Source organism: Streptomyces sp. bgisy130, assembly GCF_057708345.1.
The window spans coordinates 346,910-360,841 of sequence record NZ_JBYISA010000002.1; the positions used below are offsets into that span (position 1 = coordinate 346,910).

At 69.2% G+C, this 13,932-nt stretch carries 15 protein-coding genes; 10 read left to right on the plus strand and 5 right to left on the minus strand.

Annotation, left to right across the window (positions count from 1 at the left end; all coding sequences use genetic code 11):
- Positions 1-303 precede the first annotated feature (303 nt).
- On the minus strand, positions 304-1,437 hold the full coding sequence (locus AC3EUV_RS04280; protein WP_432144445.1) for a glutathione-independent formaldehyde dehydrogenase: 1,134 nt from the start codon (positions 1,435-1,437) through the stop codon (positions 304-306).
- A gap of 172 nt (positions 1,438-1,609) precedes the next feature.
- Between AC3EUV_RS04280 and AC3EUV_RS04285 the strand changes: the two genes are divergently transcribed.
- A complete protein-coding gene (locus tag AC3EUV_RS04285; RefSeq protein WP_030931808.1) occupies positions 1,610-1,801 on the plus strand; it encodes a hypothetical protein in 192 nt (63 codons plus the stop codon).
- A 46-nt stretch (positions 1,802-1,847) separates the two neighbouring features.
- On the opposite strand, the gene AC3EUV_RS04290 is transcribed toward AC3EUV_RS04285, so the two are convergent.
- On the minus strand, positions 1,848-3,083 hold the full coding sequence (locus tag AC3EUV_RS04290; protein WP_432144444.1) for a PP2C family protein-serine/threonine phosphatase: 1,236 nt from the start codon (positions 3,081-3,083) through the stop codon (positions 1,848-1,850).
- A gap of 367 nt (positions 3,084-3,450) precedes the next feature.
- Here AC3EUV_RS04290 and AC3EUV_RS04295 point away from each other — a divergent pair, with 367 nt between their 5' ends.
- Positions 3,451-3,777, plus strand: a complete 327-nt coding sequence (locus tag AC3EUV_RS04295; protein ID WP_432144443.1) for a plasmid stabilization protein — start codon at positions 3,451-3,453, stop codon at positions 3,775-3,777.
- A gap of 10 nt (positions 3,778-3,787) precedes the next feature.
- Here the strand turns inward: AC3EUV_RS04295 and AC3EUV_RS04300 are convergent, their stop codons facing one another.
- A complete protein-coding gene (locus tag AC3EUV_RS04300) occupies positions 3,788-4,405 on the minus strand; it encodes a GNAT family N-acetyltransferase (RefSeq protein WP_435602178.1) in 618 nt (205 codons plus the stop codon).
- Positions 4,406-4,666: 261 nt separating this feature from the next.
- On the opposite strand from AC3EUV_RS04300, the gene AC3EUV_RS04305 reads away from it, so the two are divergent.
- Together AC3EUV_RS04305 and AC3EUV_RS04310 are read left to right on the plus strand one after the other, a co-directional pair.
- A complete protein-coding gene (locus tag AC3EUV_RS04305) occupies positions 4,667-4,930 on the plus strand; it encodes a hypothetical protein (protein ID WP_432144441.1) in 264 nt (87 codons plus the stop codon).
- A complete protein-coding gene (locus AC3EUV_RS04310) occupies positions 4,927-6,360 on the plus strand; it encodes an MFS transporter (protein WP_435602179.1) in 1,434 nt (477 codons plus the stop codon). The genes AC3EUV_RS04305 and AC3EUV_RS04310 overlap by 4 nt, the downstream gene beginning before the upstream one ends.
- Before the next feature lie 142 nt (positions 6,361-6,502).
- Here the strand turns inward: AC3EUV_RS04310 and AC3EUV_RS04315 are convergent, their stop codons facing one another.
- Positions 6,503-7,546 (minus strand): bifunctional class I SAM-dependent methyltransferase/NUDIX hydrolase, encoded by a 1,044-nt coding sequence (locus AC3EUV_RS04315; RefSeq protein ID WP_435602180.1) that lies wholly within the window; start codon positions 7,544-7,546, stop codon positions 6,503-6,505.
- Positions 7,547-7,683: 137 nt separating this feature from the next.
- Here AC3EUV_RS04315 and AC3EUV_RS04320 point away from each other — a divergent pair, with 137 nt between their 5' ends.
- The 6 genes from AC3EUV_RS04320 to AC3EUV_RS04345 all read left to right on the plus strand — a co-directional run bounded on the left by AC3EUV_RS04320 (position 7,684) and on the right by AC3EUV_RS04345 (position 12,864).
- Positions 7,684-9,204, plus strand: coding sequence for a hypothetical protein (locus tag AC3EUV_RS04320; protein ID WP_435602181.1), 1,521 nt, complete (start codon positions 7,684-7,686; stop codon positions 9,202-9,204).
- A 103-nt stretch (positions 9,205-9,307) separates the two neighbouring features.
- Positions 9,308-10,033 (plus strand): nucleotidyltransferase domain-containing protein, encoded by a 726-nt coding sequence (locus AC3EUV_RS04325; RefSeq protein ID WP_435602182.1) that lies wholly within the window; start codon positions 9,308-9,310, stop codon positions 10,031-10,033.
- 317 nt (positions 10,034-10,350) lie between these two features.
- Positions 10,351-10,800 (plus strand): hypothetical protein, encoded by a 450-nt coding sequence (locus AC3EUV_RS04330; protein ID WP_432144436.1) that lies wholly within the window; start codon positions 10,351-10,353, stop codon positions 10,798-10,800.
- A gap of 222 nt (positions 10,801-11,022) precedes the next feature.
- Positions 11,023-11,793: a hypothetical protein gene (locus AC3EUV_RS04335; RefSeq protein ID WP_435602184.1), complete on the plus strand. Its 771-nt coding sequence runs from the start codon at positions 11,023-11,025 to the stop codon at positions 11,791-11,793.
- Positions 11,794-11,922: 129 nt separating this feature from the next.
- The gene (locus tag AC3EUV_RS04340; protein ID WP_435602185.1) at positions 11,923-12,360 is read left to right on the plus strand and encodes a hypothetical protein; all 438 of its coding nucleotides are present in this window, start codon (positions 11,923-11,925) and stop codon (positions 12,358-12,360) included.
- Between the two features lie 267 nt (positions 12,361-12,627).
- Positions 12,628-12,864, plus strand: coding sequence for a hypothetical protein (locus AC3EUV_RS04345; RefSeq protein WP_432144433.1), 237 nt, complete (start codon positions 12,628-12,630; stop codon positions 12,862-12,864).
- Positions 12,865-12,893: 29 nt separating this feature from the next.
- Here the strand turns inward: AC3EUV_RS04345 and AC3EUV_RS04350 are convergent, their stop codons facing one another.
- Positions 12,894-13,901, minus strand: a complete 1,008-nt coding sequence (locus AC3EUV_RS04350; protein WP_435602186.1) for a serine hydrolase — start codon at positions 13,899-13,901, stop codon at positions 12,894-12,896.
- Between the last annotated feature and the right edge of the window lie 31 nt (positions 13,902-13,932).

The window sequence follows — 13,932 nt, forward strand, 5'->3', positions numbered from 1 at the left end:
GCAGGGCGATGACAGCGAAGACGGAACGCGACACCGAAAAGGCCGGCCAGGATTACGACGCCACCCCGTATCTGCCCCGACGAGGTGGTCTGCCCGCGCATCGGCGTGCCGCGGCGGACTGCCAGGGGTGCCCCTTGTGTGGGATGGCGGCCGAAGCATTGCGCTGACGCATGCCGCGGGCGTCGGCGGGTGGGCCGTACTTCGCCACCGCGTCCAGGTAGGACCCGAGGCCGCCTCCTTGCAACCACGGCCGCCTCGGGCCCGGTACCGGCGGCGCAACCGACCGCCGTTCGCTCGCGAGGTCTATGGATGCAGGACGACCTTGGTGTATCCCTCGATGCGCTTGTCGAACTTGTCGTACGCCGAGGGGGCCTGATCCAGGGGCAGGTCGTGGGAGACCACGAAGCTCGGCTTCGCCCGGCCCTCGATGATCATGTCGCGCAGGAACCGGTTGTAGCGCTTCACATTGCACTGCCCCGTCCCCATCCGCAGGCCCTTCTCGAAGAGCTTGCCGATCGACACCAGCAGCATGCCTCGCTTCGCCTGCTCGTCCGGGCCGCCCGGATCCGCCGGCACGTACAGGCCGGGTACGCCCAGCGCACCGGTGGCGCGGACCGTGTTGACGAGCGAGTTCAGCACGGTCGCCGGTTCCTCGCGTGCCGCGCCGTGTGCCATGGCCTGGTAGCCGACGGCGTCCACGCCCTTGTCCGTGCCGACGCCCTCGGTCTGATCCTTGATCTGCGCCACCGGGTCGCCCTCGGCGAAGTTGATCGGCACCGCGCCGATCTCCTCGGCCTTTGCCAGCCGCTCGGGCACCCGGTCCACGACGAAGACCTTGCTCGCGCCGCGCAGCAGCGCCGAGTAGGCGGCCATCAGCCCGACCGGTCCGCCGCCGTACACCGCGACATTCTCGCCGGGCCGTACCTGGGCGAGTTCACAGCCGTGGTAGCCGGTGGGGAAGATGTCGGCGAGCAGGATGAAGTCGGTCTCGTGCTCGTTTCCCGGTGGCAGCTTCAGACAGTTGAAGTCGGCGTAGGGCACGCGCAGATATTCGGCCTGGCCGCCCGACCAGGGACCCATGGCGACATAGCCATAAGCGCCGCCCGCAAATCCGGGATTGACGGTCAGACAGAATCCCGTAAATCCCTCGACGCAGTTTTTGCAGAATCCACAGGCGACATTGAAGGGCATGACCACCCGGTCGCCCTCCTTGAGGGAGGTGACGCCCTGGCCGAGCTCCTCAATGATTCCCATGTTCTCGTGCCCGAAGACGATGCCGGGCTCGGCTGCCGTACGCCCCTCGTACATATGCAGGTCCGAGCCGCAGATCGCGGTGGAGGTGACCCGTACGAGCGCCTCGTTGGGATGCTGGATGCCGGGCTTGTCGACATTCTCGACCGCTACTGAAAACGGTCCTTTGTAGACGACGGCTTTCATTGCTGCCACCTCCCGCTCAGCGAAGAGTGCGCATGGATTCCCCACCCTTTGACGTGAGCTATCACTCATGATTCTCCGGTCTGCTGGGCGGGGCAAGCCGCTAATGTAAGAGGCAATATCCACTTTCTGGCATCGCAATGTCGCACCGAACAGCGAATGAGGAGGGCGGCTCGTGGCAGCACAGCGACTCGGGACCTTGCTCGTCCCGGTGCCCGGTCTGTCGGGCACCACGTACCCGCCCGGCACCACGGTTACGGTCCGTGGTCGTGGTGCGACGGTCGATGCCTTTGTGAACGGCGACTGGCTCCCCCTGTCGTGGTGGGAGTTCTCCGACGGCCTCCGTGAGGACATCGCCGACCGCTGACCCGCCCCACCTGCGACGTCACCATCCGGCCCGCGGGGAGCGGCCGCTACAGCCGGGCGATGATCAAGGCGATGTCGTCGCGGGCGCCACCGGTGAGCCCGAGGTGGGCGAGCAGCGCGTCGGCCAGGCGTTCCGGGCTCAGGGCCCGGAAGCGGCTGAGCGCCTCGGTCAGCCGGGAGATCCCGGCGTCGATGTCCTCCTCGCGGCGTTCGATCAGCCCATCGGTGTACAGCACGAGGGTGTCCCCGGGAAGATAGGCCAGACCGGCCTGGGGGCGGGGCACGTGCTGGGGCCGGGCGCCCAAGGGCGGGTCGGTGGCCTGGTCCAGCAGGTCGTAGCTGCCGTCCGTGTGTACCAGGACCGGGGGCGGATGCCCCGCGTTGCTGTAGATGATCAGGCGGCTGCGCGGGTCCACCAGCGCTTTGACGGCCGTGGTATTCAGCGCGCCCTCGACCGATCGGGCGTACAGCCCCAGCACCTCCAGCGCCTGCGCGGGCCGCTCCAGAGCCCGGATCGCGGCGCTCAGGGCGCTGCGCAGCATGCCCATCGCCGCGGCGGCCTCCAGACCGTGGCCGACGACGTCGCCGACGGCCATCGCGAAGCGGCCGTCCGGCAAGTCGACCATGTCGTACCAGTCGCCGCACACATTGAGCGATCCGGCGGCGGGCAGATAACGCACCGCGACCTCCCGGTGCCGGGCCAGGTCCGGTGACTGGAGCATGGCCTCCTGAAGGGTGACGGCCACCTGGCGCTCACGGGTGTGGGCCTGGCGCAGCTCCTCGTTCAGCCGCTGGAGCTCGCGCGCCCTGGCGTAGAGCTCGGCCTCCAGGGCTTCCCGCTCGGTGAGCTGCCCGGTGGGCGGCCGGTCGCAGCCGCGGGCCTGGACGAACGCGGTCACATCCTCGACCCGGTGAATGATCCACGCCACCGTCCCGTCCGGCCCGAGGATCGGCGTATTCACCGGGGACCACCAGCGCTCCTCGAACACCCCGGGCCGGCCCATGAGCGGGATGTCGTACTTCTGGAGGGCCATCGTGTCGGGCTCACGCGAGGTCAGGACCCGGTGCAGCGAGGCGTTCAGGTTCCGTACGCCGTCGGCGTCGGGGTCGGCGGGGTTGTCCGGGAAGGCGTCGAAGACATGCCGCCCGATCAGGTCGTCCTTGGGGCGCCGGGTCGCGTCCAGGTAGGCCTGGTTGACTTCCACGATCACCAGGTCCGGCCCCAGCACCAGGTAGGGGCTCGGCGTGGCGGCGAACAGCGCCGCGTAATTGATCCCTGCCATCGCCGCCGCCTCCCTGCCCTTCTCCACGCCGCCGGCTCCGCCTCCTCACGCTACGGTCCGACCGCCTCACCCGCCCGCCCAGCGGCCGCCGGGCGGGCGGCGCACGCTGGGGTAGCGCGCGCTGGTGGCGCCGCCGGTGCCTGGCAAGGAAGCCGGCGGTGCCGCCGGCGCTTGGCAAAAAAGGCCGCCGGCGCACCGCCTCCACCATCTGGCTGCGCGAACGCTGCCTGGTCGGCTCTCCCGTGTCGCGCACCGCGCCCGTTGGCAGTGGAGTGGTAGCTGCACGGCCACGGCCGGCGGACGTGCCCCGCTGTGGGTAGGCGACTCCGGCACAGGCAAGACGCCCCATTCGGTGAGGAGCGGCATCATGCCGGCAGGTTCGGACGAGAAGCGTGAGCGGCAGTACGAGCACATCAAGGAGAACGCGCTGGAACACGGGGTCTGGGAGAAGCGCGCCAAGGAGATCGCCGCGCGCACCGTCAACAAGGAACGAGCCCGTTCCGGTGAGGCGCAGTCCGCCGGCAAGGTCTCCACCCGCGACACCGAATCCGCGTCCCGGCGCGGCGGCGAACGCTCCCGCAGCGGACCTCAGGGCCCGACGAAGGACCAGCTGTACGAGGAGGCCAAGAAGAAGCACATCGACGGCCGCTCCCACATGACCAAGGAGGAGCTCCGCAAGGCTCTTGGCCGCTAGGTGGCCTGCTTCAGGGCCGGTAGACGCACTCCGCCAGCGTCGCCTGCTTCTTCCAGCCCAGCGTCTCGTACAGCGCACGCCCGGCCTCGGTCGCGCCGAGAACGCCGAGGACCGCGCCCGTCTCCAGGGCGTGGTCAGTGAGCGTACGCATCACGAAGTTGCCCAGCCCGCGCCGCCGATGGGCCTCCTGAGTGATCACCCGGTCCACGACCACGGCTTCCCCGAGGGATGCCATCTGCCCCTGGGCCGCCTGCTCGCCCGCCGCATCCAGCACACGAGCGTAGGTGACGGCCCCAATGGTCTCCACGGTCGCGGTGTACCCCTCAGGCGCCACCGGGTCCGTGGCCATCAGGTGAACGGCCATCAGATGGCCGGACTCCTCCCAGGCCCACCCCTGGGACAGCCAGGGCTCAATCTCCTCCGGCTCCGCGGGCATCTTTATCCAAGTCCGCGGCACGGATACCGAGGCCGCGGCGTTGCGGACCAACGACTCCTCGGCCGCGGGCAGGACATGGCGTCCTACTTCGTCAGGGTTGCCGGCCACCTCGACATAGAACCCCCAGGGCTTCTCAACAGGCGGGGGCGTCCGCCGGGACACGGCCCAGCCCGCCACCCAAGTCCTCACCATGTCCGCAACCATCGACATCGAGCCCTCTCGAAGCTGTGGCCGTAGCAGCGGCCAGGTAATGGGTACAATCTGGGATCACACATTACGTCGCCGTGCAGTCTGCGCCATCTGATTTGCCGGGGTGCAACCTCTGAGCCGAACACTGCGGGGCAGCCCCTAGACCTTTAACTCGCTTATGCCGGCGCCGCGTCGAGGCCCGAAAAGAGATGTCGTTCGCGTGGATCGTCCGGGAGCACGGGCGGCGGTTCCGGAAGGAACGAGATGTCCCGTACGGACAAGACGAAGCCCCTGTGGGTGCGCCACGTGGAGCACCACCCCCGGCCGCTCCACGATCACCGCTACGGTGCCTGTGATCTGCCGCCGCACCCGACGCAGGGGGACACGGCACCCGCTGCCGGTGGGAGGACCCCAGCATGCTGCTGTTCGGCCACTGGTGGCCCGGCGGCTCTCGGGGCGCGCGGTGCCGAGCTGGAGACCCTGAGGGCGGCGGTGCCGCTGATCGAGCGGCTGGGCGAGCACCTGTGACGGCGGCGCCGGTGCCGCCCGCCGCCTCCCATGCCGCGTCCGCGTTCTCGTGGCGGTTCGTGATGCCGCTGTTCACGGGTTCGGCGATCAACGCGATCAATACCTCGCTCATCGCGACCGCGCTGGTGCCGATCGCGGCTGCCGTCCATGTCCCGGTGGGGCGGACCGCGGTGCTGGTGTCGGCGCTCTACCTGGCCTGCGCCATCGCCCAGCCGGTGGGCGGGAAGCTGGCGGAGGAGTTCGGGCCGCGCCGGGTGTTCCTGGCCGGTGTCCTGATCGTCCTGGCGGGCGGGGTCGTGGGCGGACTGGGGGAGGGCCTCACCGCCCTGGTCGTGGCTCGGGTGCTGATCGGGGTGGGCAGCTCCGCCGTCTATCCCTCCGCGATGCTGCTCATCCGCCGCCGGGCGGCGGCGGCCGGGCTGGACGCACCGCCCGGCGGCGTCCTCGGCGGCCTGATGATCGCCGGTGCGGCCACCTCCGCCCTCGGCCTTCCGATCGGCGGTTTGCTGGTCGACGTCTGGGGATGGCGGACCACATTCCTCATCAATCTCCCCTTCGCGCTCCTGGCCCTTGCCATGGCCTTCTGCTGGATTCCCGCCGATCCGCCGGTCGCCGATCCGGCGGTCGCCGACCCACCGGTCACGCGGCCGAGGACACTTCGGCGGCTCGCGGCGCGCCTCGACGTGGTGGGCATCGTCGGCTTCGGCGGGGCCATCGCCGCGCTGTTGGTGTTCTTGACGGGACTTCCGCAGGCCCACTGGTCCGTCCTCGGTCTGGCTGTCGTCATCGGCGGGGGGCTCGTGTGGTGGGAGCTACGGGCGCACCGGCCGTTCTTTGACGTGCGCCTGCTGGTCAGGAATCCGGCGCTCACCCGCACCTACCTGCGCTTCGCCTTGGCGGGTCTGTGCGTCTACACCGTCCTTTACGGCCTCACCCAGTGGCTCCAGGCCGGCCGGAGCATGTCCTCCCAGGAGGCCGGCCTGCTCCTGCTGCCCATGAGTGCGCTCTCCGCCCTGATCGCCCGGCCGGTCTCGCAACGGAACCTGGTCCGTACGCCGCTCATCGTCGCGGCGGTGTCCTGTCTGGCCGCCTCGGCCGGGGTGCTCGCACTCACTGCGAGCACCCCGATCGTCTGGATCGTGGCCATCACCCTGGTCTTCGGGGTCACCCTGGGCACCACCATCAGCGCCAATCAGACGACCCTGTACACCCAGGTCGGAGCCGGTGAGATCGGCACCGCTGCGGGCCTGTTCCGGACCTTCGGCTTCCTCGGCTCGATCGCCTCGTCCGCGCTGATCTCCGTCGTGTTCCACACTCAGGTCAACGACCACCGTCTGCACCTGATCGCCCTGATCATGGTCACGGTCAGCGTGCTCGGACTGCTCGTCGTGGTCACCGATCGTACGGTCATGGCACGCGCCCGGGCGTGACGTAGCACCCGCGACGTATCACCGGCGACGCCTCGCCCGCGACGTATCACCAGCGACGCCTCACCCGCGACGTATCGCCCCCGACGCCTCGCCGTGTCGGCCGGAACCAGGGCCGCGCGCCCCGCCCATCGGTCCGCGTTCGTTATGCCAGGGGGTACCGGTGGACGGGCGGCAGGCCGGGCAGCAGTCCGGGCCAGACGGCATCCAGGACATGGGCGCTGGGCGTGAACAGCTCGGCGGCGAGAGTGGGGAGGTCGGTGAGGTCGTGCCACTCCCAGCGGCTGATGAGATCCGGTTCCCGTACGGCCGGTTCGCCGCAGAAGTCGCTGACACGTACTGCGGCGGTCACCCGCGGCATGCCGTGTACGGCGTCCATCAGGATCGCCAACACCCGCGCATCGGCTGCCCTGGCCGTCAGGCCGGTCTCCTCTTCCAACTCGCGTACGGCGGCTTCGACGAACGATTCGCCGCCGTCGTTCTTGCCGCCGGGCAGCTCCCACAGCCCCCTCCGGGACCTGCCCAGCAGCACATGACCCGCTTCATCGGTCACCACGACGCCCGCACCGGTCAACGCGTGCGGGGACGGGCGCCCCTTGGCCCCGTAGGTCACCGGGCCCGAGGCGGGGTCGCGCAGCACGAGGAACGCCAGCCCTGCGGCGTCATGTCGTTCGACCGTGTGCCATCCGGCGGACAGCAGGGCGATCTCCTCCTCGTCGAGCGCGATATCGCGGCGGTCGGCGGGCACCGCCGCCGCGACCGGCGTGATGACGACGACCGCGCCGCCAGGGCTCAGCCGTGCGCGCAGCCGGCGCAGGACACGGGTGCGGTCGCCGATGAAGGCATAGCTCAGCCGGAAGGCGATCAGGTCGTACGAGGAGTGCAGACCGTCGAGGGAGTCCCGCTCGATGTCGCACCGTACGAACCGCACCCTGCCGGATGCCGGTGGCGTCTGCTCGGCGGTGCTGAGAGCCGCGGCGGCGTGGTCGAGGGCATCGACGGTGTAGCCGGCGGCCGCGAGGTGCCGGGCGAGTTCGCCCAGGCCACAACCCACGTCCAGGGCGTGGCCGCCGCCGGAGGGGGCGGGGACCAGGTCACGGAGCAGGGCGACTTCGGTGTCGTCGAGCGGCCGGAAGGAACGGCCTTCTCCGTAATGGGCGTCCCATGATTCCTGCGTGACGTATCCCATCGCGAACTGCCTTTCAGCGGAGGTGGAGCCGACATACGGCCGGGTCCAGCGGATGCTCCCACCTCACACCGTGAGGCACGGCCGGACCCCGGACCTTCAGCCAATCCGGTGTCAGTGCCCGCCCCTACAGTGTCCGCATGACCGCTGAGACACAGCCGGAGAACTCCCCGCCACACCTCCTCCAGAAGTGGCTCGACGAACTGCCGTATCAGCTCCTGCTCCTGGAGCGAGTGCTCCTCCCCGAGGACTTCCCCTTCGACTACGGTCTCCGGTCACTGGACGCGCTGGAGGCTCACCTGCTGGAGCAGGACAACTCCGGCCAGGAGAGCGAGCAGCGGGCCGAGTTCGTGGAGAGTGCGACGGCCTATCTCGGTGAAGTCCTGCTCGGCGTCGCGGGTGGCGCATGGGGCTGGAACACCCGGCCGGTCGACGGCCGCCCCGGGCAGCCCGTCATCTGTCCGGACGCAGAGCTGCAACTCTCGCCCGTGGCCCCGATGTTGCTGCTCTCGTACGCGCTCCGGGTCCGTACGGGGACCGCGTTCGCCGAGGAGATGGCGCGACTGCGGCAGGCCGTGACGGCGCGGCAGCAGGCGATAATGGGATGGCAGCCGGTCAAGGAGCACACGCCGCTCGTGGACCCCAGGGTGGCGCGGCCGGAGGATCCGGTGCTGTCGGCGTGGCTGGCCGAGCGGAGCGAAGGACTCTCGGACTGGGTCAAGGACGCCTTCGACGGAGAATGGCGGTGGAATTTCCACCCCGGCACGCTGGACTGGCTGGAAGCCGTCGTGAAGCAGCGGTTCGCGACGGTGGCGGAGTTCGACGCGGCGCGGGACGAGCCGTTCGTACAGGGCGCCTGCTGGTATCTGGGCGAGGTGATCCGGCGCAACAAGGGGGCGGTGTGGCAGTACATACCGTTCGATCCCGACGCCGAGCCCGGGGCCCCGGGCTCGCGGGGGAACGTGTGGACCGCGGTGCCGTTCGTGGACCAGCCGGAAAAGCGGATCGGGGGCGCCGCGATTCCGCTGGAGTGTCTGCGTGAGCTGCTCCCAGAGGGGGAGGGGCACGGGGAGCCGAACGAGCGGCGGCGCGGGCTTAGGGATGAGCTGTTCTGGTTCAGGGCGTCCTCGTACGCACATGTGGGGGCGCTCCTGACGCGGCTGGGCATGGCGTCCCAGGAGAAGGTCGACAGCGTGCTCACGGAGTTCTCGCGCTTCGCACACAGCGAGCTGTCACCCCACGAAGTGCCCGGCGCCCTCGAAGAGTTCGGTGTGGCGATCTCGGCCCACGCGGACGATATCGACGACCTGGAGGGGAGCTATACGAGCCTGCTGATGGAGGCTGCGGCACTCACCGACGGCGCGGTCACCATCACCGACGTCAGGCTGCACGGCGGCGAGTACGGCAAGATCCTGGAGTTCACCCGCAACGGTGTCCCGCTGACCCAAGACACCGAGCACCATTCGTTCGACTACCTCGACCATCTGGCGATCTCGGAGTTCATCGGCCACGTCGATCCCGACCCCGGCGACGACACCCGCCGGTTCTACCTGGCCGACTTCGTGCACCTCCGGGAGGCCCCCTACGACAGCTACTACGTCTTCGCCACACCGGAACAGGCCACCGTGCTGGAGAAGGAACTCGGCCTGGTTCTGCGCTGAGCGGACGGAGTGGACCCAGTGGCCGGAGTGGACGGAGCGGATCCAGTGGGACCGAGCGGACGCAGTGGGACCGAGCGGACTGAAGAGACCGAGTGGAGCACCCATGGATGAGCAAGCAGCCTCGACAGCCCAAGCTCTTCACCTGATCGCGAGCCGTTATCCGCAGGCCCTGGGCGCGATTCTCGGCGGCTCGGCCGCGCAAGGCCGCGCCACTCCGACCAGCGACCTGGACGTGGCCCTCCTGCTTCCGGACTCGGACTCCAGCCGCCGCGAAGTGATCCGCCACGACGGCCGCCCGGCCGAACTGTTCTTGCACACCCTTGCGGACCTCCCCGGGTTCTTCGAATGGGACAGAGCGCGCCGCCGGGGCACCGTTCTCTTCATCTATGACCAGGGCCTGACCCTGATGGATCCGCACGGCCATGTGGCCCGTGCACGCGCCCAGGCCCGTGAGGTTCTCGCCGCCGGCCCGCCACCCCTCACTCCCACCGAGTGGGAGCGAGGCCGCTACGTCCTCACCTGCTACATGGACGACCTGAGCGACTCTCAGCCGGCCGAACGGTACGAACAGCTTTCCCTCGCCGACTTCACCCTTCGCGAGGCCGCACATCTGCTCACCGCCCACCACCACGCCTGGACGGGCATCGGCAAATGGCTGCCCCGAAGGCTGCTCAGCGCCGATCCGGTACGAGGCAGGGCCCTGCTGGACGGCCACAAAGCAGTGGCCGAACACGGCGACCCCGCTCCCTTGGCAGCCGCGGCCGCGGAGTTGCTCGCCCTGCTCGGCGGTCCGCTGCGAGAGGGGTACACACAACGATGGGGTGACTGACCCGCGACGATGCCTTCCGGGCCCCCAACTCAGCCTCGGCTCACCCGCGTTCCGTCGAATCTCCACATGGCCCGTAACCGCCCTGCGCACTGGTAGGGGCACAGACCCGCAGGCCCGGGGCCTCCACCCATCCCCTGCCGATGCGCGTCCCCCTCCCCACGCTTTCGAATCTGATCGAATCCGGTGTACCTGCTGTGCGACAAGTGCTTGAATCAAACCGGCTCCGACACCGGGCAGCGCCCGGGGGAGGGGGCGTTCCATGACCGGGAAGGCCCCCCACGTCGGTAACACCGTTGATTCAAGGGGGAGAAGAGCAGATGAAGCGCAACATCATGCGAACGGTGGGCGCGGCGGCGCTGAGCACGGTGGGACTGATCGGGATCGGCGCGGCCACCGCGGACGCCACCACCGCCACTCCGGCCGTGCCGCACGCAGCGGCAGGTGGCTCCGCGGCCTCGGCCGAAGTGGGCCTCGCTGCCGCCAAGTTCTATTTCTTCAAGGACGACAACCGGCGCGGCGGCTACGCCTATGTCACGGGTTCCGACCGAGACCTGCGGAACAACCGCTGGCTGAGCGGACCGCACAAGGGCCGCAAGATCGACAACGGCACCAGCTCGGTCAACAACACCACGTCCCACTTCGTGGTGCTGAGCGACCACCCGGGCAGCTGCGTCGGGCCGCACTACTACTCCAACGCGCACAGCTCCGACAACGACCTGTCCAACAACGGGTTCGACAACAAGGCCAGCTGCGTGACGTTCCGGTAGCAGAGCAGAGCAGAGCAGAGCAGAGCAGAGCAGAGCAGAGCAGAGCAGAGCAGAGCGGTGGGGCGTCCGGCAGCGGGCGTTCCACCGCGCGCCGCAGTGCGTAGTGAGGCCACCATGCAATTCCGTCGTATCGCCGCCGCTCTGGCTCTGTTGGCGCTGGTCACCGGGTGTTCTTCCGGGGTAGTTCCCTCCCCGCCGCGCCACAGTGCGCCGCCCCCGGCCGTGCCACCCGCTTCGGAGGAAGTACGCCGGCTGGTCCTGCCGTTCGACGCCTACGCGCTCTCCGGCCCCGATGTCCACACCATCGAATCGGCCGAAGACGTCCTGATCCGCGGCTGTATGCGCGCCAAGGGAATGGGATGGACCGCGCTTCCCCGACCGAGCGCCGTCGACCCGGACCCGCCGCAGCGACGCCGTTACGGGGTCATCGAGCCGGAGGTCGCCCGCCGGTTCGGCTACCACCTGCCGCCGGCCCCGCCCGAAACCGCCCGACGGGACGAGATCTGGCGCGCCCGGGAGAAGATGCCACGCGCCGCGCAGCTCGCCGCGTACGGGAAGGACGGCGTCAGCGGGTGCTGGAAGAAGGCCCATGTCCGTCTGCTCCGAGGTGTGCCCAAGGGCAGCACGGCGCTGTTCAACCGCCGAATCCGCGCGGAGTTCACGGCCTCCCAGAAGGATCGCGCGGTGAGATCCGTCGTCCGCTCGTGGAGCGCTTGTATGAAGCGGGACGGATATCGCTATCCGGATCCGCTCGCCGCCGCCGGTGACAACCGCTGGGCGAAATCCCCCCGGCCGTCCCGTCACGAGCTCGCGGTGGCACAGACGGATGTGCGGTGCAAGCGGGAGACCCGTCTCGTGTCGGTCTGGAGCAAGGCGGAAACCCGGTTGCAGCACGGTGCGGTGCGCAGCCATGCGGCGGAATTCCAGCAGCTCGCTGCCCAGAAGGCCGGCTGGCTCAAGGCCGCCCGCAAGGCCATGCGCAGCGGCACCTGAGGTGCGCCGTCGCGGACGCGCAGGCCGCGTGTCACCCGATTGCCGGGCGGTGCGGTAGCCGGTTTCCGGCAGCGGGCAGAGGTCAGTGCCAGGACGGAGCTGACCAGCGACCCGAGCAGGAGCGTGGCCGTGGCACGGCTGATGGTGGACGGTGACGAGCTGGTGGTGGGGCTCGCGTGGTGGGAGAAGCTCATCGCCAGGCACGGCGACGTACGGGTGCCGCTGGTCGCCGTGGAGCAGGTGAGCATCCAGCCGGACTGGTGGCGAGCACTGCGGGGCATCCACGTCCGCACCCGCGCACTGGCGGTTCCGGGCGCACTGTGCGTGGGCGTGTGGCGGCACGCTGAGGGCCAGGACTTCCTCGCCTTGCGCCGCCCGCGCCGGTCGCCGACGGTCGTGGTGGACCTCCGCACCGCGGCCCCGTACGCGCGGGTCGCGGTGTCCTGTCCACCGGGGTCACGGACGGTATCGGCCATCGACACAGCCCTGCACCGCCGGCGCCGTGCGCAGGCCCGTGGGGAAACCTGTACGGAGGCGCGTGGGGATACCCATGAGGGAAACCCATGAGGAAACCCATGAGGAAACCCGTGGGGATGTCGATGCCGCAGCGGACCGCTCGGTCCGCGACGACAGCCCGCGCTCGCGGCCGGCATCCTTTCCCCCGGGCGCGGACGCTCGAACTCGGCACGATGCCGGTTCACCCGACCGGCCCTCCCGCGATGGCCCAGGGGAGTGCCCTCGTGTTCCATGAGCAACGGATGGAACCGGACCCACGGCACTGGCGGCGGCTAGTTCCCTGCCGTCCAGTCCCCCACCAGCACCAGGGAGAGGCCCATGTACGAGATGCGCGCCGGCCCCTCGACGACCGGCAGCTCAGGACAGGTGTGGCACGTCATGGCCAAGCACGACGCCCGAGCCACCTTGTGCGGCCGCAAGCTGGCTTCCCATGGCCACAGGCCATCGGACCAGGATGACGACCCCACCGCACGCTATTGCTCGCCGTGCATGACCGCTTTCCGCGAGATTCTGGACATCAATTCTGCTCCGGCTCACGAACACCGGCCGGCCTGATCGTCCTCTGACCGAGCCCGGGGTAGTGCTCAGCGAGCCTCCCCGGGCTCGGCTGCGGACGGGGCGGCCGGTGAAGTCGGCCGGCTCGGGTGGTAGCCCTCAGCGTCCGGATAGACGTCCCGGTATATGGCGCGTGAGACGGTCTCTATCGTTTCGATCCCGTAGTCCCACCCTTCGTTTGCGGGGTGTCCTTCGGGGACCCTGTTGTTCTCGGTGAGGACGACCAGCCCGGAGTCGTATCCGTTCTCCGTGAGGGCGGCCATGCTGTTGACCTTCCAGTCGCCCTTGTCGAAGGTATCGACATCAGGGTTCTGGCTGCGCTGTAGCCAGCCGTCCTTCACATGGATGACGGAGTCGAGCGGAGCGCCGGCGGTGGCTCCCCAGCGCTGAACGCTCTGCACCTGATTCATGAGCTCCAGTGCATAGGAGCGGCTCTTGCTCCCGAGGACCGAGTCGTCGTTACCCGTGAAGAGGCGTAGCAGCTTGGCCTGGTCGTCCGCGGTGACCTGGGTGAGGCCCCAGGAGCCTTCCTTGTCGAGGACGGTGTTGCGCATCCCGGCCTTGTCGAGGAAATCCTGGATCCTGACCGGGTCCGGCTTCTTGGGATCCTTCAGATCGGAGAGTTGCTTCCACAGCGTGGTCGCGGCGGTGTTGTCCGAATCAATGATCATCTTGCGTGCGAGAGCGTCTTCCGCCTCGGTGAGGGTGCCCCCCTTCTGATACAGCAAGGCTCCGAGAATGACCGTCTTCGTCACGCTGGCCCCGTCGTACTGCTTGGCAGCGTCGGAGGTGCAACTGGTCCCGGTGGGCCGGTCGTAGAAGGAGAGTGACGCCATGCTCTCCCGGCTCGCCAGCGCCTCGGCGATATCCGCCGCCAGCTTCTTGGCCAGCTTGTGATTGCTGGACGTGCAGTGCACCGTCGAGGTAACTGCCTTGGCCCGCTGCGGTGCTGCGACGGAAGGCGTAGCCGCGGCGACGGGTCCGGCGACCGCGCCGGCTCCAAGAGCGGCGGCGGTGAGGGTGGAGGCCCATCTCATATCTGCTCACTGTCCTATCTGGGTGCTGAAC